Here is a 19932-nt window from a genome sequence, read left to right on the forward strand (position 1 = left end):
GCTATCCTCATTCAGCTCCACGGCCTTGCATGGGATGATCGCGGTGTCCGACTTCGGCAATAGGGACTCCACCTCTCCGGTCCGCCGGCGCACGGGCGTCGACCCGATCAGCGCGGTCAAGATGCCCGAGAGATTGACGGAAGCCGTCGATGCCTGGGCTGAAGCCCACCGCCTGACCCGCTCGGATGCCATCTGCAAGCTGATCGAGCTGGGCCTGAAGATCGCGCCGCCGGTGATCCCACCGGAGCACCCGATCACGTCAGAGGCGATCAGGATCGAGGAGATCGCAGTCCACGAGATCGAAACGCTGCTCGATCCCGCGTTGCCGGAGGACGAGCGCGAGCGCCGCATCCGCCGCCTCACCGAAGGGCCGCCCGAATTCTCACACGAACGAATTGACCTGCCGAAGGTCTCGCCGAAGCACGGGACGTGACGGCTAGAGCAGCGGTTTTCTAGTGCAGCTTCTCGTCCTGACGCCTGCGCGAGGTGTCGAGCGACGCGTCATGGCAGCCGACCAGACGAACGAATTGCTGCGGGTACATCTCATAGCCGTGATCGCCGGAATTCTGATGCGCCATCGGCGGGCAATGGACAACGTCCGGCTGGGCTTGCTCCGTCCGGCCCCGGATTGAAGCGGCCGTGTTTGGCATGGCCATGGACTGCTCCTCGTCGATTAGGGCAGATCGATTGACGTAACCCAACCGATTACGGGGCATATTACGACCAATTCGGGCTGAATGTCATTGCGCCCGATCAACGCAATCATGCCGGCCGAGTTCCGCTCATGCCGTATTGCCCGCATCGACGGTGAATACGGTGCCGGTGACGTTGCGGCCGCCGTCCCCCAGCAGATATTCCACCATGCGCGCGACGTCGTCTGTCTCCGGCAGCCGGCGCAGCGCGCTGCGTCCGGCGATGCGCTTGCGCCCCTCGTCGGAGAGATTGTGGGTGAGCTCGGTATCGATGAAGCCCGGCGCGATCGCATTCACGGTGATGCCGACCTTGCCGACCTCGCGCGCCAGCGAGCGGGTGAAGCCGGTGGCAGCCGCCTTGGTCGCACCGTAGACGGACAGGCCGTTATAGCCGGTCGTCGCGATGATCGAGGAGATGTTGATGATGCGGCCGGCGCCGTCCGCCATCATCTGCCGCGCCACATACTTGGTGAGGATGATCGGCGACAGCACGTTGAGCTGCACCAGCGCTTCGATCTCGGAATTGTGCATGGTGGCGAGCAGGCCTTCGGTACCGAGGCCGGCATTGTTGACGAGGCCGTAGACCGGGCCGAACTCGTCGCGCACGAGCTTTGCGAAGGCCGGGATCGCGTCGATCACGGCAAGATCGCAGGCGCGGAAATGCAGGCGACCCTCGGACTCGGAGATTGCGCCCTCGAGCTCCTCGCTCTGGCGCCGTGCCACTGCGATCACGTTGTAGCCGGCACCAACCAGGCGTCTGCCGATCGCCAGACCAATGCCGCGGCTGCCGCCGGTGACGAGAACGTTATGCATCGGTGCGCGCCAATTTGCCGGCCGGGGTAACATCGAGCGCCTCGACGAAGCGGATCACCGCCGGCACCTTGTGCGAGGCGAGTTGCGCACGGCACTGAGCCAGGATCTGGTCGCGGATATCTTTCGCGCGCGCCTGATCGGCGCCGTCGGCCAGGACCACGTCGGCGACGACGATGCCGCCGGTGATCGGGCTCTTGCGCGATTTCGCCCGCGACATCCGCACGTCGGGATGACGGTTGATCACCGCCTCGATCTCCTCGGGGTGGACCTTCAACCCGCCGATATTGATGATGCCGCCACGGCGGCCGACGAAATAATAGCGATCGCCGCGCAGTTCGACGATGTCGCCGCTGTCGACGAAGCCGTCGTCATCGGTGAGCGCCGCGGCGCTGCGACCGACATAGGCGTGCGCGGTGCGCGTCGAACGGATCCGCAGCGAACCGTCGACCACCTTCATCTCGACGCCGTTGCGATTGCCGAGATAGTCGGCCGGAAAGCCTTCCAGCCCGTCATTCACGGCGAAGCCGACGCCGGCCTCGGTCGAGGCATAGGCGTGACCGACCGAGGAATTGGGGAATGTCGCCTTCAACCCGTCGAGCACCGCCTGGTCGGCGATTTCGCCGGAGAGGCGGACGTAAGCCGGGGCGAATTGCGTGGCCGAACCGCTCATCAGGAGCTTGCGCCAGTGCGACGGTGTGCCGGAGATGTGCGAGACGCCACGCGCCTTCAGCCGCGCGACGTGATCGCCGAGCGCTTCATGCGGGTCCGACAGCACCATCGAGCCGCCGGACAGGACGGCGCGGAGGAAGATCTGCAGGCCGCCATAGCGGCGGATGTCGTAGAACGTCGCCCACACCGGCGCAGGTCCGCGCGCGGGGCCCTCGGCTACGATGGCGCCGGTCAGCGCTTCCAGCGTGTGCCCGACGATTTTCGGCACGCCTGAGGTGCCCGAGGTCAGCATCAGCCATTCCGTGGCGCGCTCGGTCTTGGCCGGCGCGGCCGCCTCGAGCGGCAATTGCGCGATCACGACGAGCGACACGCCCGAATCGGCCCAACGACCGGCGTCGTCGGTGACGACGGCATCGATCCCGGCATCCGCGATCAGTGCATCGAGATGCGCCGGGTTGAGATCGGGCGGGCACAGCAGCATGCGGCTCGCGATGCCGTCGAGCTCGATCATGGCAAGGCCCGACCGGAGCTGGTCGGGCAGCTTGAGCAGCACGGAGCGGCCCGACAATTCGCGCAGGCGGCCGCCCAGGACCGTCTGCGAGAGGATATCGGTCAACGAGACGCTGGTCCGCGGATCGGACAGCGTGCGGCCTTTCAACTCCGCGCCAAGATGGTCGCGGAGTGCAAAGATCTCACGCGGGGACATTTTCGTAGGCCCGCACGAAATCGCCCACGGTGGCGGGGAACGCTGCGTCCTCGGAAATGGTGAAGGGATCGACGCCGGTGTCATCCTCGAGACGCGCCACCAGGATGGCGAAGGCGAGGGAGTCGAAGCCCGTCTCGTGCAGCGACAGATCGTCCGACAGCTCCGGAAGCGTGACGTTCTGCTCCTTGGCGATCTGCCGGATCGCCTCGATGACCTTTGACCTTACCGACATGGCTGGCTCGCTTTGTTATCGTTGGTGTTGCGGCGGCTCGTGCTGGCCGCCTCCCCATGGCCGCCTGTTTACCCGAGAGAAGTAAATGTCTTCTTGGACAATTCAGATAAAATTGGACCTATCTGCCGATTTTGGCGGAGTCACAGCCTGATCGAGCCGCCCAGGATTGCCGCATAAGCCTCGGCATCCAGCGGGACATAGGCTCCGAATTTCGAGTCCGCCATGAACAGCGGGTCGGGGATCGCGGCGGGATCGAAACCTTCCCGCAACAGATCGCCCTTCTTCTGCTTGAACGTCTCGGTCGCATCGATCTCGCGGGAGATGCGGATGAAGACCGGACGGGCATAGGCCGGCAGGCGCCGCGACAGATGTGCGGGCAGTGCTGCAATGTCAAAGCCCTCGTTGACCACGATCGCGCTCATGCCGGCGCGGCCATCGGCGCCGGGGATGCTGACGCCGTAGGTGGTGGCATCGACCACACCGGTGAAATCGCGCATCACCTCGTTCACCTCAGAGGTCGCGACGTTCTCACCCTTCCAGCGGAACGTGTCGCCGATCCGATCGACGAAATGGAAGAACCCCTTGTCGTCAATCCGCATCAGATCGCCGGTGCGAAACCAGGCATCGCCCCTGGCAAACACATCGCGCAGGATCTTCCTCTCGGTTTCGCCGGCGTCGGTGTAGCCCTCGAAGCGACCCCCGCCCTCGTCGGCGGTGCCGATGCGGCCGATGGCTTCGCCGGCCTCGCCGCGGGCGCAGGCGATGCAGAAGCCCTTTTCATCGCGCAGCGGCGCGCCGTTGTCCGGATCGAGCCTGACGAGATTGGCAGGGAAGCGATGCGCCAGCAGCGGCGGGATGCGGCCGATCGCGCCCGGCCGCCCCTCGACATTGAACAGCGAGAAATTTCCTTCCGTCGCCGCATAGAATTCGAGGATGCGGGGAATGGCGAAACGCGCCTGAAAATCCTCCCAGATGTCGCCGCACAGCCCGTTGCCGCAAACGAGGCGGAGACGATGGCGGTTCTCGTATTCCGAGGGCGGAGCCTTGAGCAGGTAACGGCAGAGCTCGCCGATATATTGAAACAGCGTGCAGTCGTGCCGGACGATGTCCGACCAGAAATGCGACGCCGAGAATTTCTCGGCGATCACCACCGAGCCGCCGGCGGCGAGCATGCTGCACGGCGCGACGATGCCGCCGACCGAGTGGAACAGCGGCAGGCAATCATAGAGCCGGTCTTGCGGGCTCGCGCCGGTGAGGCCGGCGAACCAGAAACCCCAATTGAGAATGCGGCGATGGCTGATACTGGCGGCCTTCGGCAGGCCTGTCGTGCCCGAGGTGTAGATCAGCAGCGCGCGGTCGTCGATGGTGACCTCGCCGTGCTCCTCCGGCGACAGCGGCGCGTCGTCCAGCGCCGCAAGCGCGACGTCGATGGCGCGGTCGCCGCGGGCATCGCCATGCGTCCACACCTTGGCCCGACTTTTCAGATGCGGCGCGGCTCCGTCCAGCATCTCCGTCAGCTCATGCGCCACGATGATGTGGGAGGGCCTGGCGACCTCGATGCAATGCGCGAGCGAGGGGCCGACCAGCTTGGTGTTGAGAAGCGCGACCACGCCACCGACCCGGCTGATGCCGAGCCACGCTGCGAGATAGTCGATGCCGTTCGGCATGATCAAGGCGACGACATCGCCCTTGGCCACGCCGACCGAGCGCGTCCAGCGCGCGTAACGATTGATGCGTTTCGACAGGCCGGCATAATCGAGACTTGCATCGTCCGTCAGCAGCGCAACGCGGTCGGGCTGGCGCTGTGCCCAATCGTCGATGACGTCGGCGAACAGGCGTCCCGGCAGCGTCTCGATCCGCGCGGTGAGCTCGATCGCCTTCAGCCAGATCCTGGAAGCCGACGGTGCGCGCGCGACTTTCGGCTGCTCGATGACGCCGGTGGTCATATTGTTCACTCTTTCGGGCGGTCTGCGGTTTCCGGCAGTCTAGCCCGTGCGCCCTGACCCAGGCGTTAAAAGACAAGGTAAACCCGGTTAGGAGGCGATTAACGCTAGCCATCCTTTACCAGGCCGACGCTTTCGGCGGCATGCCGTCAGCGCAGGCCGATCGCTGGCGCAAGATGGCGGACGTAGGGGCCGCTAGCCGCTGCGCTTGTGACGCGAGCGCTGCGAAGGTGTTTTGGGCTGATAATACGGATTGAGATCGCAGGTCGCAGCGCGGCCCGAGGCCGTAGCGCGGCACTGCGGCATCGATGTGAAAGAGCAATCATACCAGTTCAGGCCGCCGCGACCGGCATAGACGTGCATGCAGACAGGATAGCGCGGATCGTAGGTCTGCGCCTGCGAGGGGGTGGCCACGAGCAACGCCGCGATGGCCATGATCGGGTACGACCAGAGACGCACGACAGGGTCCTCCTGCACGGCACATCGACGATCTATTGCGGCCTCTTGTGGCGCCGGCGCGGCGGCGGCGGCTCGTTGTAGGCGTAATAGGGATTGGGGTCGCAGGTCGCGGCAAGGCCCGACGCCGTCGCGCGGCACTGCTCCATCGAGGTAAACGAGCAGTCGAAATAGTCACCGCCTCCGCCACCGGGGCCGCCGACGTAGCGATGCATGCAGAAGGGATAGGCCGGATCGTATCTCTGCGCGCTGGCATCCGCTGCGCCCAGCAACGTGAAGATCGCGGTGAGAATGAGGAATGGCAGGCGCATGGGGCTACCCTCGATTTGGTGGCGTCGCTTCATATGACACAGCATCTCGTCGTCCGCGACTGTTCCGCGGGCCTGATGACGTCAAGGTGAGTGGACCGCACAACGCCAAAAGCGATGCGCGGCGGAGAGGGAGTGACGGTCAAGCCCAGCCGGAACGATGTTGCCAGGCAGCGCTAGCCGCCCAGCCCCTGCAACACCAGCCGGTTCAGCCTTGTCGCGAACGCCGCCGGGTCTTCCGGCAATTCGCCGTCCAGGATCTGCGCCTGCTCGAGCAGGAGCAGGCTGAGATCGTCGACGGTTTTCGAGCCGGCTTGCGCCTTGGTGATCGCCGTTACCAGCGGATGACGCAGATTGATCTCGAGGATCGGCTTGGTGCGCAGGCCCCGGTTCTGCTGCGACAGGATGCGCTCGAGCTCGCGGCTCGGGCCCTGGCTGTCGGCAACGAGGCAGGAGGCCGAGCTGGTGAGGCGCGTCGAGGCCTTGACGTCGCTGACGCGCTCGCCGAGCGCGGCCTTGATCACGGCGACGGTGGCGGCCTCATCCGCGGCTGGCTCCTCCTTCTTCGCCTCGTCCGCCTCATCGACGCGCGGGATCAGGTCGAGATTGAGATCGCCCTGGCTCAGCGACTTCAGCGGCTTGCCCTCGAACTCCGACGGCATCGAGGTCCAGAACGCGTCGACGGGATCGGACAGCAGCAGCACCTCGATGCCGCGCGCGGTTGCCGCCTCGAGCCGCGGATTGGACTTCAGCCGTTCGATGCTGTCGCCGACGAGATAGTAGATCTCGGTCTGGTTCGGCTTGAAATCGGCGATGACCTGCCTCAGCGAACGCTTCTCACCCGACGTCGTGGTGAAGCGCGACAGGGCCAGCAGCTTTTCGCGCCGCTCGAAATCCTCGTAGATGCCTTCCTTGAGCACCGCACCGAACCCGTCCCAGATCTTGGCAAAATTGTCCGGATCCTTGTCGGCGAGGCTTTCGAGCTCCGACACGACCCGGGTCGCCACCGCCTTGCGGATCTGCGCCAGCTGCGGATTGTTCTGCAGCATCTCGCGGGAAATGTTGAGCGGGAGATCCTCGCTGTCGACGACGCCGCGGATGAAACGCAAATAGCCCGGCAACAGATCGGCATCATCGGTGATGAAGACCCGGCGGACGTAAAGCTTCACGCGGCCCTTGCGGTTCGGCTCGAACAGGTCGAACGGCTTGGCCGAGGGCGCAAACAGCAGCACGGCGTAGGAATAGCGCCCCTCGGCACGGTAATGCAGCGTCATCGCGGGATCGTCGAAGGCGGATGCGATCTGCTGATAGGCCTTCTTGTAGTCCTCCGGCGTCAGCTCGGACTTCGAACGCTGCCACAGCGCGCTTGCCGAATTGATCTGGCGCGGCTCGCCTTCCTCCGGCACGAGCTCGATCGGAAACAGGATGTTGTCAGAATAGGCATGAACGATGCGCTCGATCTCGAAGGCTTCGAGATATTTCCTGGCATCGTCCTTCAGGTGCAGGACGATCTCGGTGCCCCGCGTCAGGCGCGCCGCCTCCTCGTCGCTGGCGCGGGCGATCTCGAAGCCCGAGCCGCCGGAGGAGGTCCAGGACCAGACATCGCTCTCGCCGGCGCGGCGGCTGATCACGACGATCTTCTCGGCGACCATGAAGGCGGAATAGAAGCCGACGCCGAACTGGCCGATCAGGCCGAGACCGTCCTTGGCCTCCTTCAGCTTGGACACGAACGCCTTGGTGCCGGAGCGGGCGATGGTGCCGAGATGATCGATCAGCTCCTGCCGCTCCATGCCGATGCCGTTGTCGGCGATCACGAGCGTATTGGCCTGCTTGTTCGGGGCGATGCGGATCTTGAGCGCGTCGCCCTCGCCCAGCAACGCCGGGCTGGCTATCGCCTCGTAGCGGAGCTTGTCGCAGGCGTCGGAGGCGTTGGAGACGAGCTCGCGCAGGAAGATGTCGGTCTCGGAATAGACGGAGTGCACCATGAGGTGCAGCAGCTCGGAAACCTCGGCCTGGAAGGGCTGCGTATGCACAGCCGTGTCTGACGTCGTCATGCGTTTACCCGGTCAAAACGAAAAGGAAGAAACCCGGGATATAACGCGAGGCGAGAGGGGATCAAGTGGACGTGAAAAATCGCCCTCCCGGCGGGAGGACGATCTGTCTGGTCGCGCAGCGGATCAGGTCACGCAACGACCGGGCTGGAGCAGCTTTGCGACCTCGGTCAGCGAGCTGACCATCGGCTCGCAGGCGATCGTCGGCTTGGTGCGCACCTTCTTCTGGTTCTGGAGCAGTGCCGGCGGCTTGGCGTTGCCGGTCTCGATCGCGGCAGGCACCCGCAGCAGCACCGACGTGGCGGCGAGGTCGTTCAGCCGCATCGAGACGGTGCGGGTGGGAACCGCGGCCGGCTTGAGCTCGGCAATACGATCGGCCTTGCCGGCGCGATTGACGTTGTGACCTGGGGCGTGGCTCAGGCTGTGGCTGGGCAGATCGGCGACCGCCTGCCAGCGGTCGGCCAGATCGTGGCCGGAGGCCAATTGCACCGCGCCGAGCGTCGCGGCCATCGCGATTGCGCCTAAAAATACCTTATGAATCTGTGACATGGCTGTCGGTCCCTCGCCCCATGGCGATCGCGGGAACAACGCAAGCGGAGGACCGGGGGTTCTTGACCGTCATGATCACTTAACCGTGTCCGACAAATGCAGCAGCGTGCGGAAAATATTTCGCAAGGCTTGGAACGTCTCGCCTGGACAGGAGTCGTCTCAGCAGCCGGCTATTCCCCCCTGCCCCATAAGCCGGCGACGTAGGGCGCGACTGTGGTGATGCCAGTCGCGCCTTACTTTTGTCTGGGGCTCATTTTGGCTGGAGTTGCGCGGCCTTGCCTGCCAGCCAATCCCGCCCCTCGTCGTAGAGCTGCTCGACCTCGGGCCCGGTCAGGCCCGGCATGTCGCGCTTGACCCTGTAGCCGATCAGCTCCTGCACGTAGGCGAGATGGCGATAGCCTTCGGGCAGCGCGGCGAGCGCTTCCTGGTCGAGGCGGAGCGTCGCGGCAGGATCGACCGGGTCAATGCGGTCCTTCTCGTAGATCGGCTGGCGCCGGACGATGCCCCATCTTCCCTGCCGCTTCTCGAGGAAATCGTAGAAGCGCCCGGTGCAGACGACGTCGCAGAGCACGTCGTGCACCAGGGCGCGCTGCGAGATCGTCATCTTGGTCTGGGCGATCGCCCGCGCGCCGGAAAGATCGATGCTGGTGCCGCCGAGGAAATGCAGGATGCGAACGCCTCTGGCAAATCCCTCCTGGCTGACGCGCATGAACTCCCGCGCCGGTCCCTGAAACCAGGTGGCGGACATCCAGCCCTCGTCGTGCCAGACCGTGGCAAAGCGCTCCCAATCGCCGGCATCGCGCCACACCGCCCAGTTCTCGACGAGGTCGCGAATGGCGAGACGATCGAGCAATTGCTGGTCCATGGGCATATCTCCGACGAGGATCATGCATGAGCTATGAGCGGCGTAGCCGATGCGCGTCAAGGGCGGGCGACCGGCACGAAAAACCGGCGTGCCTTGCGGCACGCCGGTTCAGATCGTTCGCGAAGGTCGCCTGCCTTACGCCGCCGGCGCCTTCGGCGCTCGGTTGCGCGAGTTGCGCTGGAAGAAAAGGGCCTGGCTCGCCACCGCCGACACCATCGCGGGCTGGAACGGTTTCGAGATCAGGAAGGCCGGCTCGGGACGCTCGCCGGTGAGGAAGCGCTCCGGATAGGCGGTAATGAACACCACCGGCACCTCGAAGGTGCGCAGCAATTCGTTGACGGCATCGAGCCCCGAGGAGCCGTCGGCAAGCTGGATGTCGGCGAGGATGAGGCCGGGCCGCTTGTTCTTGGCCAGCGCCACCGCATCGGCATGGGTGCGCGCGACGCCGACGACGTTGTGGCCGAGATTCTTCACCAGGCTCTCGAGGTCCATGGCGATGAAGGTCTCGTCCTCGATGATGAGCACGTCGGTCGCGATCTCGGCCGCCATCTCGCGTCCGGCGGTGTCCGCCAGCCGCCGCGTCTCGGCGACGTCGGTGCCGAGGATGAAGGCGACCTCCTCCTCCGAGAATCCCTCCAGGGAGAGCAGCAGGAAGGCCTGCCGCGGCAGCGGCGTGATGTTCGACAGCCGTCGCTCCGGCGGCATCGGCAGGGTCGCCACCTCCGAATCGTCGTTGACGGAGACCGAATTCCAGATCTGGGTGAATAGCCGGAACAGCCCGACGCGGGGGCCATGGCTCTCGTCGAGCACGCTGGGATCTCCGAGCATGGCTTCCAACATGGCTGCGACATAGGCGTCGCCGGATGCCTGGCTGCCCGTCAGGGCGCGCGCGTACCGGCGCAACAACGGCAAGTGTTCGGCAACGAGCTGTGAACGGGACATCCCCACTCCATTCATCTTCGGGCCAAACCTGCAACGCGGGGGGCCCGGGTTCCCCTGCAGGCTGTTTACGCCTTAGCCCAAGAAAAGTTCCGCTAGAGGCGGAACTTTTTCTCGAACCTGGAATTGTGCCTATCCAGGGAACGGCTCCCGGTTGAGAAAACTTCTCGATTTTACAGTAACTTAACTCGGGGAAACGTGGAACAGGTCATGAAAGATCTCAAGTCTCAAGCAACCAGAAGCACGACCCCCGGCAAGGGAGGGCTCACTCCGGAGATTCAATCCCGGATCGGGCATCAGCTGCGTGCCATGTACGACGACGTGGTACGGCAGGGGGTTCCGGATCGGTTCGCAGAACTGATCAAGAAGCTTGATGCCCAGGGAGCCACACCCCAAGTGGAAAATGACGGGGGATCTAACGACAACACCAATGGGAGGGATTAATGCCTCTCACGGACTCCCTGCGTAACGACATCCTGGCGGCCGTACCCAGTCTGCGCGCCTTTGCCATCTCGCTCAGCGGCAATGCCGACCGCGCCGACGACCTGGTGCAGGAGACGCTGCTTCGCGCGCTCGCCAATATCGACTCGTTCCAGCCCGGCTCCAACCTGCCGGCGTGGCTGTTCACGATCCTGCGCAACCTGTTCCGCTCTGACTATCGCAAGCGGCGGCGCGAGGTCGAGGATGCCGAGGGCAATTACGCCAAGACGCTGAAGACACAGCCGTCGCAGAACGCGCATCTCGAGTTCGAGGAATTCCGCACGGCGCTGGACAAGCTTCCCCAGGACCAGCGTGAAGCGTTGATCCTGGTCGGCGCCTCCGGCTTCTCCTACGAGGACGCGGCTTCGATCTGCGGCTGCGCCGTCGGCACGATCAAGAGCCGCGTCAACCGCGCCCGCTCGAAGCTCGCCGCGCTGCTCTACGTCGACGGCGCCGAGGATTTCGGGCCGGACGAGACCGTGCGGGCTGTGATCGGCGGCAGCGGCGGCTGACGGCCGGCGTTCTTGAGTTCGAGACAACAGCAAGGCGGCCGCTTCTGCGGCCGCCTTTGCATGCGTGCGCGAACGACGCCGCCCGCGCCGATCACTCCTCCACGAAAGTGACGGTCTCGGCCACGCTTGCACGCGAGGTGCGATAGCTGTTGACCTTGTGCGCATGGTCGGCATAGCCGAACGAGATGCCGCAGACGATGCGGCGATCGTCAGGCAGGTTGAAGTGGCGGCGGATCAGGCCGGAGTGCCGCGCCAGCGCGGCCTGCGGAATGGTGCCGAGCCCGAGCGCCTGCGCAGCCAGCATGAAGTTCGAGACATAGGCGCCGCAATCGATCGCACCGTAAATGCCGAGCGGCTCGTTGGTGTGGATGATCGCGACATGCGGTGCGCCGAAGAAATTGTAGTTCTCCAGCGCCTGCCTGGCGTAGGCCATCTTGTCGCCGCGGGCGATACCGAGCGTGTTGTAGAGCTGAAAGCCGCTCTCGCGGCGGCGTTCGAGATAGACGCCGACATATTCGCGCGGCGGGGTGAAGTCATAGTCGTCGCCGAGACCGCCTGAGGCCTCCTTGTAGATCGCCTCGCGAAAGCGCTCCTTGGCCGCGCCGCTGGCGATGACGACCTGCCAGGGCTGGCTGTTGCACCAGGACGCGGTGCGCTGCGCGGTGGTCAGCACATGCTCGATGGTGGCGCGGTCGACCTGCTTGGGCAGGAACGCGCGGACGGAGTAACGCTCGTTGAGCAGCTCTTCGAGCACGTCGATGCGGTTTTGGGTCTGGCTCACTTTTGCGTCCATGGTCAGCTCGCGATGCTTGCTTCGTAGGCTGGGCAAAGGCGCGTAGCGCCGTGCCCACCGACAGACTTTCCCCGGCGCATCTGCATATGGTGGGCACGCTTCGCTTTGCCCACCCTACGAGACACAGCCATGAACCGGATCACCGTCCCTTGGTCGGGATCTTGTTGTACGGCACGTCCTTGTCGACGCGGATGTCGCCGGGCAGGCCCAGCACGCGCTCGGCGATGATGTTGCGCAGGATCTCGTCGGTGCCGCCGGCGATGCGCATCGAGGGCGAGGACAGCAGCATCTGCTGGAACTGGCCTTGCACCGTCTCCTCGTCGGTGCCGGTGAGCACGCCGGCCGCGCCCTGCAGGTCCATGGCGTAGGTCGCGATGTCCTGCAACATCATGCCCGAGACCAGCTTGCCGATCGAGTTCTCCGGACCCGGCCGCTCGCCCTTCGACAGCGCCGAGATGGTGCGGTAGCTCGTGAATTTCAGTCCGTTCGACTTCGCCGCCCAGCTCGCCAGCTTCGAACGTACGGCGGGATCGTCGATGGCCGGGCCATCCTCGAGCATGAGGTTGGAGCAGAACTCGAACATTTCGGGCACGCCGGTCGCAAGCCGCGCGCCGATCGACATGCGCTCGTTCATCAGCGTCGTCAGCGACACGCTCCAGCCATCGCCGACGGCACCCAGCCGCTGGCTGTCAGGGATCACCACGTCGGTGAAATAGACCTCGTTGAACTCCTGCATGCCGTTGGCCTGCTTGATCGGACGCACCTCGACGCCGGCGCTCTTCATGTCCAGGAAGAACATGGTGAGGCCCTTGTGCTTGGGCACATTCGGATCGGTGCGCGCGATCAAGAGGCCGTAGTCGGAATAATGCGCGCCCGAGGTCCAGATCTTCTGGCCGTTGACAATCCAGTCGTCGCCCTTCTTCTCCGCGCGGGTGCGAAGCCCCGCAACGTCCGAGCCGGCGGACGGCTCGGAGAACAGCTGGCACCAGATCTCCTCGCCCGAGGCGAGCTTGGGCAGATAGCGGCGCTTGGCCTCCTCGCTGCCGAACGCCATCACGGTCGGGCCGCACATGCCCTCGCCGATCTGGAACGGCTGCGTCAGCTTGCCGTAGACGCCTTCTTCCTGCTGCCAGATCACCTTCTCGATCGGCGTCGCGCCGCGGCCGCCATATTCCCTGGGCCAGTGCAGGCAGGCCCAATTGCCCTCGAACTTCTTCTTCTGCCAAGCCTTGCCGACCTCGACGATGTCGCGATTGGCGAGGCGGATACGGCCGAGCGAAGATTTCGACAGCTCGGCATGCAGCTCCTTCGGCGCATTGGCGTCGATCCATTTGCGCGCGGTGTCGCGGAAAGCGGCTTCCTGCGGGGTGTCGTCGAAATTCATGGCGGACCTCTCAATCCTTGCTCGGTGCGTAGGGTGGGCAAAGCGAAGCGTGCCCACCACTTCCCTCGATAGAATACGTGGGCACGGCGCATACCGCGCCTTTGCCCACCCTACGAATTCAGCCTCTTCCCTTGGTCGGGATCTTGTTGAATGGCACGTCCTTGTCGACACGGATATCGCCGGGCAGGCCCAGCACCCGCTCGGCGATGATGTTGCGCATGATCTCGTCGGTGCCGCCCTCGACGCGCGTTCCGGGCGCACGCAGCAGCATGGCCTGGAAACGGCCGGCCAGCTCGGCATCCTCGCCGCTGATCACGCCGCTCGCTCCCTGCAGATCCAATGCGTAGGTCGCGACGTCCTGGATCATCGAGCCCGCCACCAGCTTGCCGATGGAATTCTCCGGCCCCGGCCGCTCGCCCTTCGACAGCGCCGAGATCGCGCGCATGCTGGTGTATTTCAGCCCGCTCGCCTTCACGGCCCAGTTCGCGAGCTTCGAGCGCACCGCGCGATCCTCGATCGCCGGCCCGTCATCGAGCATCAGGCTGGAGCAATATTCGAACAGCTCCGGGAATCCGGTCGAGACCGCCGCGCCGATCGCACTGCGCTCGTTCATCAGCGTGGTCAGCGAGACGTTCCAGCCGTCGCCGACCTCGCCGAGGCGCTGATGGTCGGGGATACGGACATTGGTGAAATAGACCTCGTTGAAATCGGACGCACCGCTCGCCTGCTTGATCGGCCGCACCTCGACGCCGGGGCTCTTCATGTCCAGGAAGAACATGGTGAGGCCCTTATGCTTGGGCACGGTCGGATCGGTGCGCGTGAGCAAGATGCCGTAGTCGGAATAATGCGCGCCCGAGGTCCAGATCTTCTGGCCGTTGACGATCCAGTCGTCACCGTCCTTCTCCGCGCGCGTCCGGAGCCCTGCGACGTCGGAGCCGCCGGCGGGCTCGGAGAACAGCTGGCACCAGACCTTCTCGCCGGAGGCGAGCGGCGGCAGATAGGTGCGCCTATGCTCCTCGCGCGCGAACGCCATCATGGTCGGCCCGCACATGCCGTGACCGATGATGAACATGCGCGAGAGCTGGCCGAACGGCCCCTCTTCCTGCGACCAGATCACACGCTCGATCGGCGAGGATCCGCGGCCGCCATATTCCTTCGGCCAGTGCAGGCAGGCCCAGCCGGCATCGGCCTTCTTCTTCTGCCAGGCTTTTGCGACGTCCAGGATATTGGCGTTTTTGAGCACGGTGCGGCCGAGCGAGGATTTGCGCAGCTCTTCCTCGTACTGCTTGGGCGCGTTCGCCGCGATCCAGGCGCGGGCGGTGGCGCGAAATTCGGCTTCCTGCGGGGTGTCGTCGAAGTTCATGGTCTTTTTCTCTCGGTTCGTTCCCCGGACGCTGCGCAGCGCGAAGCGGTGCGCTGCAGAGCCGGGGTCCATTGCGGCCCCTGGGTCCCGGCTCTGCAGCGCTCCGCGCCGCGTCCGGGACACAAGCGGTTACGCCGCGTTCTTCTTGCGCATGCGATCGATCAACTGGTCCTCCCAATAGGACAGGCTGCCGAGCCCCAGCGCCATCGCGTTGGCGCGGCGGTAGTACATGTGGCAGTCGAACTCCCAGGTGAAGCCCATGCCGCCGTGAACCTGGATGTTGTTCTTGGCGCAGTGCTGGAACGCCTGCGTCGCGCTGATGCGCGCGGCGGCCGCGGCTTCCGGCAGCTCGGCGGCATTGGTCGAGAGCGCCCAGGCGCCGTAATAGCTGTTGGAGCGCGCCAGCGTCGCCGAGACGTACATGTCGGCGAGCATGTGCTTGACGGCCTGGAACGAGCCGATCTGGCGGCCGAAGGCGATGCGGTCGAGCGCGTAGTCTCGGCCCATCTCCAGCGCGCGATCGGCTCCGCCGACCTGCTCGAACGCGCACAGCACCGCGGCGCGATCGAGCACCTCTGTGAGGATGCTCCAGCCTTCGCCAGCAGCGCCGAGCGGCTCGGCCTTGGCGTCCCTAAACGTGATCTCGGCCTGCCCGCGGGTCGGATCGAGATTGGTGAGGCTTTTCACCTCGACGCCGCCGCTCTTGAGGTCGACCAGGAACAGCGAGATGTCGCTGTCGCGACCGCTCGATCCGGTGCGCGCGGCGACCACCGCGAAGTCGGCGATCGCGCCGTCGGCGACCGGCTTCTTGACGCCGTTGAGCACGCCGTTCACAGCCGCGAGCTTGACATTCTTCGGCGACGGGTTGCCCTTGCCTTCGAACAGCGCCAGCGTGCCGATGGCGTCGCCCGATGCGATTGCAGGCAGCCACTTCTTCTTCTGCGCGTCGCTGCCGGCGATCAACAGCGCTTCGGCCGCGAGATAGACAGTCGAGGAAAACGGCACCGGCGCGTTGGCGCGGCCCATCTCCTCCGCGATCACGCAGAGCTCGAGATGGCCGGCGCCGGCGCCGCCGAACTCCTCTGGAATCGCGACGCCGAGGAAGCCCATCTCGGCGAGGCCCTTCCACAGCTCCCTGTCGTAAGGCGCCTTGCCGTCAAGCACCACGCGCACCGCCTTTGGCGAGCATTTCTCAGCGAGGAATTTGCGCGCCTGGTCGCGGAGCTGTTTCTGATCGTCGGAGAAGTCGAAGTTCATGGCGGGCTATCCTTGTTTATTCGTCGTCATTCATTGGAGCCGTCATTCCGGGGCGCGCCCCTTGGCGCGAGCCCGGAATCCATAACCACCAGCCGGGGTTATGGATTCCGGGCCTGCGCCTTGCGGCGCATCCCGGAATGACGGAGGGAGAGAGACGGGCCTCATCGCAGCACGATCACGTCGTCATCCGGCCTGTCCGCATAGAGCCGCTCCACCAGCGCGGCGCGGCGCTCGAGGCCGGCGCGCTGGTTGATGTAGCCCTTGTCGGTGAGCTCATTGCCGTCGATCGAGGGCGGCTCGACCATCAGCATCGCGCGCGCGATGATGCGGCTGCTGGCTCCCTCGCATTCTTTGTTGTGAGCTTCCAGGCCGCGGCGGAAGCAGGCAACCACCTCGGGATGCTTCACCGCGTCAGCAAAGCTGAGATCAGGATTGCCGACGAGCTGGCGGCAGGCATGCAGGTTCGGCCAGGCCAGGAGGCCGATGAAGGCGCGATCCTGCCCCGCGACCAGCGCGTCATGCACCACAGGCGTTGCGGCTGCGATCGCATCGGTGCGGAGCGAGCCGACATGCACGAATGTGCCGGTGGTGAGCTTGAAGTCTTCGACCACCCGCCCCGCGAAGATGATGCCCTTTACCGGATCGGAATCGTCGACGAAAATTCCGGCATCGCCGATGCAGTAAAACCCTTCCTCGTCGAACATCTTCTTCGTCAGTTCCGGCTGGCCGAAATAGCCGGGCGTGACGTTGACGCCGCGCAGGCGCAGCTCGTATTTCGAGCCGCACGGCACCATCTTCAACTCGACCCCCGGGAACGGCAGGCCGATCAGGCCGACGCGCTCGGTGTCCCAATAGGTGCCAGTCGAGGTCGGCGCGGTCTCGGTCGAGCCCCAGCCGGTGTAGAACACGATGCGTTCGCCGGTGGTCTTCACCGCCAGCGCCTGCATGCGCTCGTAGAGATCGTCCGGCAGCCGCGCACCGCCATAGGCCATGATCGAAAGGTTCTTGAAGAACGAGCGGCAGAGCGCATCGTCCTTCTCCATGGCGGCTGCAAGCGCTGCATAGCCGGCGGGCACGTTGGCGTAATAGGTCGGCGAGATCTCCCGAAGGTTGCGCAGCGTCTCCTCGAACTGGCCCGGCATCGGCCGTCCGTCGTCGATATAGAGCGTGCCGCCATCGACCAGGATCGGATGGAACGCCGCGTTGCCGCCCATGGTGTGATTCCACGGCATCCAGTCCAGCATGGTCGCGATCGGTCCGTCAGGCGAGCGCGGCCGCACCTGCATCATCATCGCGGCATTGGCGCACATCATCTCCTGCGTGTTGATGACGGCCTTCGGCATGCCGGTCGAGCCCGACGTGAACAGCAGCTTGCCGACGGTCTGCGGCGTGATTCTTGCGATCGAATCCGCGACGTCCGTCGTCACCGGCGTGGCCGCCAACTCGGCAAAGCTGACGCTCTTGATGCCGTCGCAGGGCCGAGCGACGTGAACCACGGTGACGCCGCTGAGATCGAGCGCCTTCAGCGCCTTCTCGAAGGTCGGACCGTCCTGCACCATCAGCACGGCCGGCTTGATCAGGTCGAACAGATACTTCAGCTTGACGTGATCGTGGCTCATCAGCGAATAGGCCGGCGACACCGGCGCCGCCGGCGAACGAGCCTGCATCGCGGCCTGCGTCATCAGCGCATGCTCGATCGAATTGCCGGAGAGGATCGCGACTGGCCGTTCGTCGAGCTTGAGATTGAGCAAGCCTTGCGTGAGCGCATCCACGGTGCGCTTGGCTTCAGCATAGGACACCTTGCGCCATTCGCGGTTCGGGCCGCCGCGCTGCGCCAGCCAGATGCGCTCGGGCGCTTCCTTCGCCCATTTCGCCAGCGACGCCGGAATGTGCGTCTCGTAAGCTTGCAGCGGAATGCGCGACTTCAGCACCACCGTGCCGTCGGCGCGGCGCTCGACGTCGATGTCGCGCTTGAGCCATTCGACCTTGCGAAAGGCGGGCTTCGTCATCACAGCCGCCGCGCTTCCACTCATTTTGCGTCTCCCGGAATTATTGTCCTTTGCGGATCTTCGTGGTTCAGCGCTTGATATAGACAGGCTTTCGCTTCTCAAGGAAGGCCCTGATGCCTTCCGAAAACTCTTCAGAGCGGCTGCACAGGACCTGGTTGCGATCCTCCATCGCGATCGCCGCCTCCAGCGAGCCGGCATCGACGCTCATGTTGAGGCATTCCTTGGACAGGCGCAGGCCCACCGGCGAAGCCGTCATCATCGCCTCGACATAGGGCTCGGCCGCTTCGTCGAGCTTGTCCTCGCCGACGACCTCCGAGACCAGGCCGACCGCAAGCGCCCGCTCGGCGCCGATGAAGCGCCCGGTGAGGATCAGTTCCGATGCGACGGAGACGCCGACGAGGCGCGGCAGGAAATAGCTGGTGCCGATGTCGCAGCCGCCGAGGCCGAGCTTGATGAAGGCGCAATTCATCCGCGCCGATTTCGTCGCTATGCGGATGTCGGAGGCGAGTGCCAGCGCAAAGCCGCCGCCCGCGGCCGCGCCCTGCACCAGCGACAGGATCGGCTGCGGGCAACGCCGCATCAGCATCACGATGTCGGCGATGCGGCGTTGCGAATCCAGCGACTCCGTGACGCCAGGCGGCTCCTGCTGCCCGGCACGGCGCGCCATCGCGGCCTTGAGATCGAGGCCCGCGCAGAAATTCTTGCCGGCGCCCTTGAGCACCACGACACGCGTGTCGCGGTTGCGTTGCAGGCCCTGGAAATAGTCGTTGCGCGTCGATCAGCGCAGGATCGAGCGCGTTGAGGTGTTCGGGACGATTGAGCGTCACCCGGTCGACGCCGTCGTCATGCTCGATCAGCAGCGGTTGGGACATGAGGGGCCTCGTGCATGCCGCTGGTGGCAGTGCTGGTTGCTGCGCCCTCTCCCCTTGCGGGAGAGGGCATGCACATAATTGGCGACGAACTCGCTTGGGTGAGGGGTTTGTCTCCGCGGGTGGGATCGCGGATAGAGACCCTCATCCGGCGCTTCGCGCCACCTTCTCCCACATCCGCCTTCGCCTGAAGGCTTCGGCGGACAAGAGGGGAGAAGGAAGAAGCACCTCGCCTACCGCGGCGCCATGCGGATGGCGCCGTCGAGACGGATGGTCTCGCCGTTCAGCATCGGGTTCTCGACGATGTGCACCGCGAGCGAGCCGTATTCGGCGGCATCGCCGAGTCGTGAGGGATGCGGCACCTGGGCACCCAGGCTCTTGCGCGCCTCTTCGTTCAGGCCCATCAGCAGGGGCGTGAAGAACAGGCCGGGCGCGATAGTGTTGACGCGGATCTTCTGGCTGGCGAGGTCGCGCGCGGCCGGCAGGGTCAGGCCGACGACGCCGCCCTTCGACGCCGAATAGGCGATCTGGCCGATCTGGCCTTCATAAGCGGCAACCGACGCCGTGTTGATGATGACGCCGCGCTCTTCGCCGACCGGCTCGATCGTGACGAGGCGCTCGGCGAAAAGACGCAGGCAATTGAAGGTGCCGATCAGATTGACGTTGATGATGCGCGCGAACTTTTCCAGCGGATAGACGCCGTCGCGGCCGACGATGCGCTGCGAGCCGCCGATGCCGGCGCAGTTCATCAGCACCCGCGCAACGCCATGCGCGGCCTCGGCTTTCGCGATTGCCGCCTTGATCTGCTCTTCGCTGGTGACGTCGGCATGCAGCGCAATGCCCTTCACTTCTGCAGCGACCTTCTCGGCGTTGTCCTTGTTTTGGTCGATCACGCCGATCTTGGCGCCCTTGGCCGCCATGGCGCGGGCGGTGGCTTCGCCCAGGCCCGAACCGCCGCCGGTGATGAGAACGGCTACGTCTTTCAACTGCATCGCTTGTACCTTTCCTTGGACGTTTCTTCTCTAGACTTTGAGAGGTTCAG

20 protein-coding genes and 1 pseudogene are annotated in these 19932 nt (G+C 65.0%); 3 read left to right on the forward strand and 18 right to left on the reverse strand.

What is annotated here, in order from left to right:
- Positions 1-34 precede the first annotated feature (34 nt).
- Complete coding sequence (locus WI560_RS28860; protein ID WP_375308934.1) at positions 35-433, forward strand: hypothetical protein; 399 nt, start codon at positions 35-37, stop codon at positions 431-433.
- Between the two features lie 19 nt (positions 434-452).
- On the opposite strand, the gene WI560_RS28865 is transcribed toward WI560_RS28860, so the two are convergent.
- From WI560_RS28865 to WI560_RS28915, 11 genes are all read right to left on the reverse strand, one after another.
- Positions 453-656: a hypothetical protein gene (locus WI560_RS28865; protein ID WP_375305896.1), complete on the reverse strand. Its 204-nt coding sequence runs from the start codon at positions 654-656 to the stop codon at positions 453-455.
- 126 nt (positions 657-782) lie between these two features.
- A complete protein-coding gene (locus tag WI560_RS28870; RefSeq protein WP_375305897.1) occupies positions 783-1505 on the reverse strand; it encodes an SDR family NAD(P)-dependent oxidoreductase in 723 nt (240 codons plus the stop codon).
- The gene (locus WI560_RS28875; protein WP_375305898.1) at positions 1498-2880 is read right to left on the reverse strand and encodes a class I adenylate-forming enzyme family protein; all 1383 of its coding nucleotides are present in this window, start codon (positions 2878-2880) and stop codon (positions 1498-1500) included. Before WI560_RS28875 ends, WI560_RS28870 begins: the two co-directional genes overlap by 8 nt.
- The gene (locus WI560_RS28880) at positions 2867-3112 is read right to left on the reverse strand and encodes an acyl carrier protein (protein ID WP_028134192.1); all 246 of its coding nucleotides are present in this window, start codon (positions 3110-3112) and stop codon (positions 2867-2869) included. The genes WI560_RS28875 and WI560_RS28880 overlap by 14 nt, the downstream gene beginning before the upstream one ends.
- A gap of 140 nt (positions 3113-3252) precedes the next feature.
- On the reverse strand, positions 3253-5067 hold the full coding sequence (locus WI560_RS28885; protein WP_375305899.1) for a long-chain-acyl-CoA synthetase: 1815 nt from the start codon (positions 5065-5067) through the stop codon (positions 3253-3255).
- A 183-nt stretch (positions 5068-5250) separates the two neighbouring features.
- On the reverse strand, positions 5251-5514 hold the full coding sequence (locus WI560_RS28890) for a DUF3551 domain-containing protein (RefSeq protein ID WP_375305900.1): 264 nt from the start codon (positions 5512-5514) through the stop codon (positions 5251-5253).
- 32 nt (positions 5515-5546) lie between these two features.
- The gene (locus WI560_RS28895) at positions 5547-5822 is read right to left on the reverse strand and encodes a DUF3551 domain-containing protein (protein WP_257176325.1); all 276 of its coding nucleotides are present in this window, start codon (positions 5820-5822) and stop codon (positions 5547-5549) included.
- A gap of 173 nt (positions 5823-5995) precedes the next feature.
- Positions 5996-7873, reverse strand: coding sequence for a molecular chaperone HtpG (gene htpG, locus WI560_RS28900; protein ID WP_375305901.1), 1878 nt, complete (start codon positions 7871-7873; stop codon positions 5996-5998).
- A 123-nt stretch (positions 7874-7996) separates the two neighbouring features.
- Complete coding sequence (locus tag WI560_RS28905) at positions 7997-8419, reverse strand: hypothetical protein (protein ID WP_375305902.1); 423 nt, start codon at positions 8417-8419, stop codon at positions 7997-7999.
- 250 nt (positions 8420-8669) lie between these two features.
- The gene (locus WI560_RS28910; protein WP_375305903.1) at positions 8670-9284 is read right to left on the reverse strand and encodes a nuclear transport factor 2 family protein; all 615 of its coding nucleotides are present in this window, start codon (positions 9282-9284) and stop codon (positions 8670-8672) included.
- 135 nt (positions 9285-9419) lie between these two features.
- On the reverse strand, positions 9420-10226 hold the full coding sequence (locus tag WI560_RS28915) for a response regulator (protein ID WP_257197808.1): 807 nt from the start codon (positions 10224-10226) through the stop codon (positions 9420-9422).
- Between the two features lie 207 nt (positions 10227-10433).
- Between WI560_RS28915 and WI560_RS28920 the strand changes: the two genes are divergently transcribed.
- Complete coding sequence (locus WI560_RS28920; RefSeq protein WP_028134180.1) at positions 10434-10667, forward strand: NepR family anti-sigma factor; 234 nt, start codon at positions 10434-10436, stop codon at positions 10665-10667.
- Complete coding sequence (locus WI560_RS28925; protein ID WP_018316216.1) at positions 10667-11215, forward strand: sigma-70 family RNA polymerase sigma factor; 549 nt, start codon at positions 10667-10669, stop codon at positions 11213-11215. Before WI560_RS28920 ends, WI560_RS28925 begins: the two co-directional genes overlap by 1 nt.
- A gap of 91 nt (positions 11216-11306) precedes the next feature.
- Here the strand turns inward: WI560_RS28925 and WI560_RS28930 are convergent, their stop codons facing one another.
- From WI560_RS28930 to WI560_RS28960, 7 genes and pseudogenes are all read right to left on the reverse strand, one after another.
- Positions 11307-12008 carry a nitroreductase gene (locus tag WI560_RS28930; protein WP_375305904.1) on the reverse strand — a complete coding sequence of 234 codons (702 nt, stop codon included), beginning with the start codon at positions 12006-12008 and terminating at the stop codon, positions 11307-11309.
- Positions 12009-12147: 139 nt separating this feature from the next.
- Positions 12148-13392 carry an acyl-CoA dehydrogenase gene (locus tag WI560_RS28935; RefSeq protein WP_375305905.1) on the reverse strand — a complete coding sequence of 415 codons (1245 nt, stop codon included), beginning with the start codon at positions 13390-13392 and terminating at the stop codon, positions 12148-12150.
- Positions 13393-13510: 118 nt separating this feature from the next.
- The gene (locus WI560_RS28940) at positions 13511-14755 is read right to left on the reverse strand and encodes an acyl-CoA dehydrogenase (protein ID WP_375305906.1); all 1245 of its coding nucleotides are present in this window, start codon (positions 14753-14755) and stop codon (positions 13511-13513) included.
- 129 nt (positions 14756-14884) lie between these two features.
- Positions 14885-16012 carry an acyl-CoA dehydrogenase family protein gene (locus WI560_RS28945; RefSeq protein WP_375305907.1) on the reverse strand — a complete coding sequence of 376 codons (1128 nt, stop codon included), beginning with the start codon at positions 16010-16012 and terminating at the stop codon, positions 14885-14887.
- A gap of 161 nt (positions 16013-16173) precedes the next feature.
- Positions 16174-18045 (reverse strand): AMP-binding protein, encoded by a 1872-nt coding sequence (locus WI560_RS28950; protein ID WP_375305908.1) that lies wholly within the window; start codon positions 18043-18045, stop codon positions 16174-16176.
- Positions 18046-18088: 43 nt separating this feature from the next.
- Positions 18089-18893: pseudogene (locus WI560_RS28955) on the reverse strand (enoyl-CoA hydratase/isomerase family protein).
- A 230-nt stretch (positions 18894-19123) separates the two neighbouring features.
- Complete coding sequence (locus WI560_RS28960; RefSeq protein WP_257197801.1) at positions 19124-19882, reverse strand: SDR family NAD(P)-dependent oxidoreductase; 759 nt, start codon at positions 19880-19882, stop codon at positions 19124-19126.
- Between the last annotated feature and the right edge of the window lie 50 nt (positions 19883-19932).

The sequence above is a fragment of the Bradyrhizobium sp. A11 genome (genome assembly GCF_042077125.1).
Taxonomy (GTDB): domain Bacteria; phylum Pseudomonadota; class Alphaproteobacteria; order Rhizobiales; family Xanthobacteraceae; genus Bradyrhizobium; species Bradyrhizobium japonicum_B.

Coding starts and splice junctions, on each gene's coding strand:
- WI560_RS28950 (WP_375305908.1), bottom strand. CDS start 18,045: ATGAGTGGAAGCGCGGCGGCTGTGATGACGAAGCCCGCCTTTCGCAAG.
- WI560_RS28930 (WP_375305904.1), bottom strand. CDS start 12,008: ATGGACGCAAAAGTGAGCCAGACCCAAAACCGCATCGACGTGCTCGAA.
- WI560_RS28925 (WP_018316216.1), top strand. CDS start 10,667: ATGCCTCTCACGGACTCCCTGCGTAACGACATCCTGGCGGCCGTACCC.
- WI560_RS28870 (WP_375305897.1), bottom strand. CDS start 1,505: ATGCATAACGTTCTCGTCACCGGCGGCAGCCGCGGCATTGGTCTGGCG.
- WI560_RS28875 (WP_375305898.1), bottom strand. CDS start 2,880: ATGTCCCCGCGTGAGATCTTTGCACTCCGCGACCATCTTGGCGCGGAG.
- WI560_RS28935 (WP_375305905.1), bottom strand. CDS start 13,392: ATGAATTTCGACGACACCCCGCAGGAAGCCGCTTTCCGCGACACCGCG.
- WI560_RS28880 (WP_028134192.1), bottom strand. CDS start 3,112: ATGTCGGTAAGGTCAAAGGTCATCGAGGCGATCCGGCAGATCGCCAAG.
- WI560_RS28895 (WP_257176325.1), bottom strand. CDS start 5,822: ATGCGCCTGCCATTCCTCATTCTCACCGCGATCTTCACGTTGCTGGGC.
- WI560_RS28960 (WP_257197801.1), bottom strand. CDS start 19,882: ATGCAGTTGAAAGACGTAGCCGTTCTCATCACCGGCGGCGGTTCGGGC.
- WI560_RS28915 (WP_257197808.1), bottom strand. CDS start 10,226: ATGTCCCGTTCACAGCTCGTTGCCGAACACTTGCCGTTGTTGCGCCGG.
- WI560_RS28920 (WP_028134180.1), top strand. CDS start 10,434: ATGAAAGATCTCAAGTCTCAAGCAACCAGAAGCACGACCCCCGGCAAG.
- WI560_RS28865 (WP_375305896.1), bottom strand. CDS start 656: ATGGCCATGCCAAACACGGCCGCTTCAATCCGGGGCCGGACGGAGCAA.
- htpG (WP_375305901.1), bottom strand. CDS start 7,873: ATGACGACGTCAGACACGGCTGTGCATACGCAGCCCTTCCAGGCCGAG.
- WI560_RS28945 (WP_375305907.1), bottom strand. CDS start 16,012: ATGAACTTCGACTTCTCCGACGATCAGAAACAGCTCCGCGACCAGGCG.
- WI560_RS28910 (WP_375305903.1), bottom strand. CDS start 9,284: ATGGACCAGCAATTGCTCGATCGTCTCGCCATTCGCGACCTCGTCGAG.
- WI560_RS28860 (WP_375308934.1), top strand. CDS start 35: ATGATCGCGGTGTCCGACTTCGGCAATAGGGACTCCACCTCTCCGGTC.
- WI560_RS28940 (WP_375305906.1), bottom strand. CDS start 14,755: ATGAACTTCGACGACACCCCGCAGGAAGCCGAATTTCGCGCCACCGCC.
- WI560_RS28905 (WP_375305902.1), bottom strand. CDS start 8,419: ATGTCACAGATTCATAAGGTATTTTTAGGCGCAATCGCGATGGCCGCG.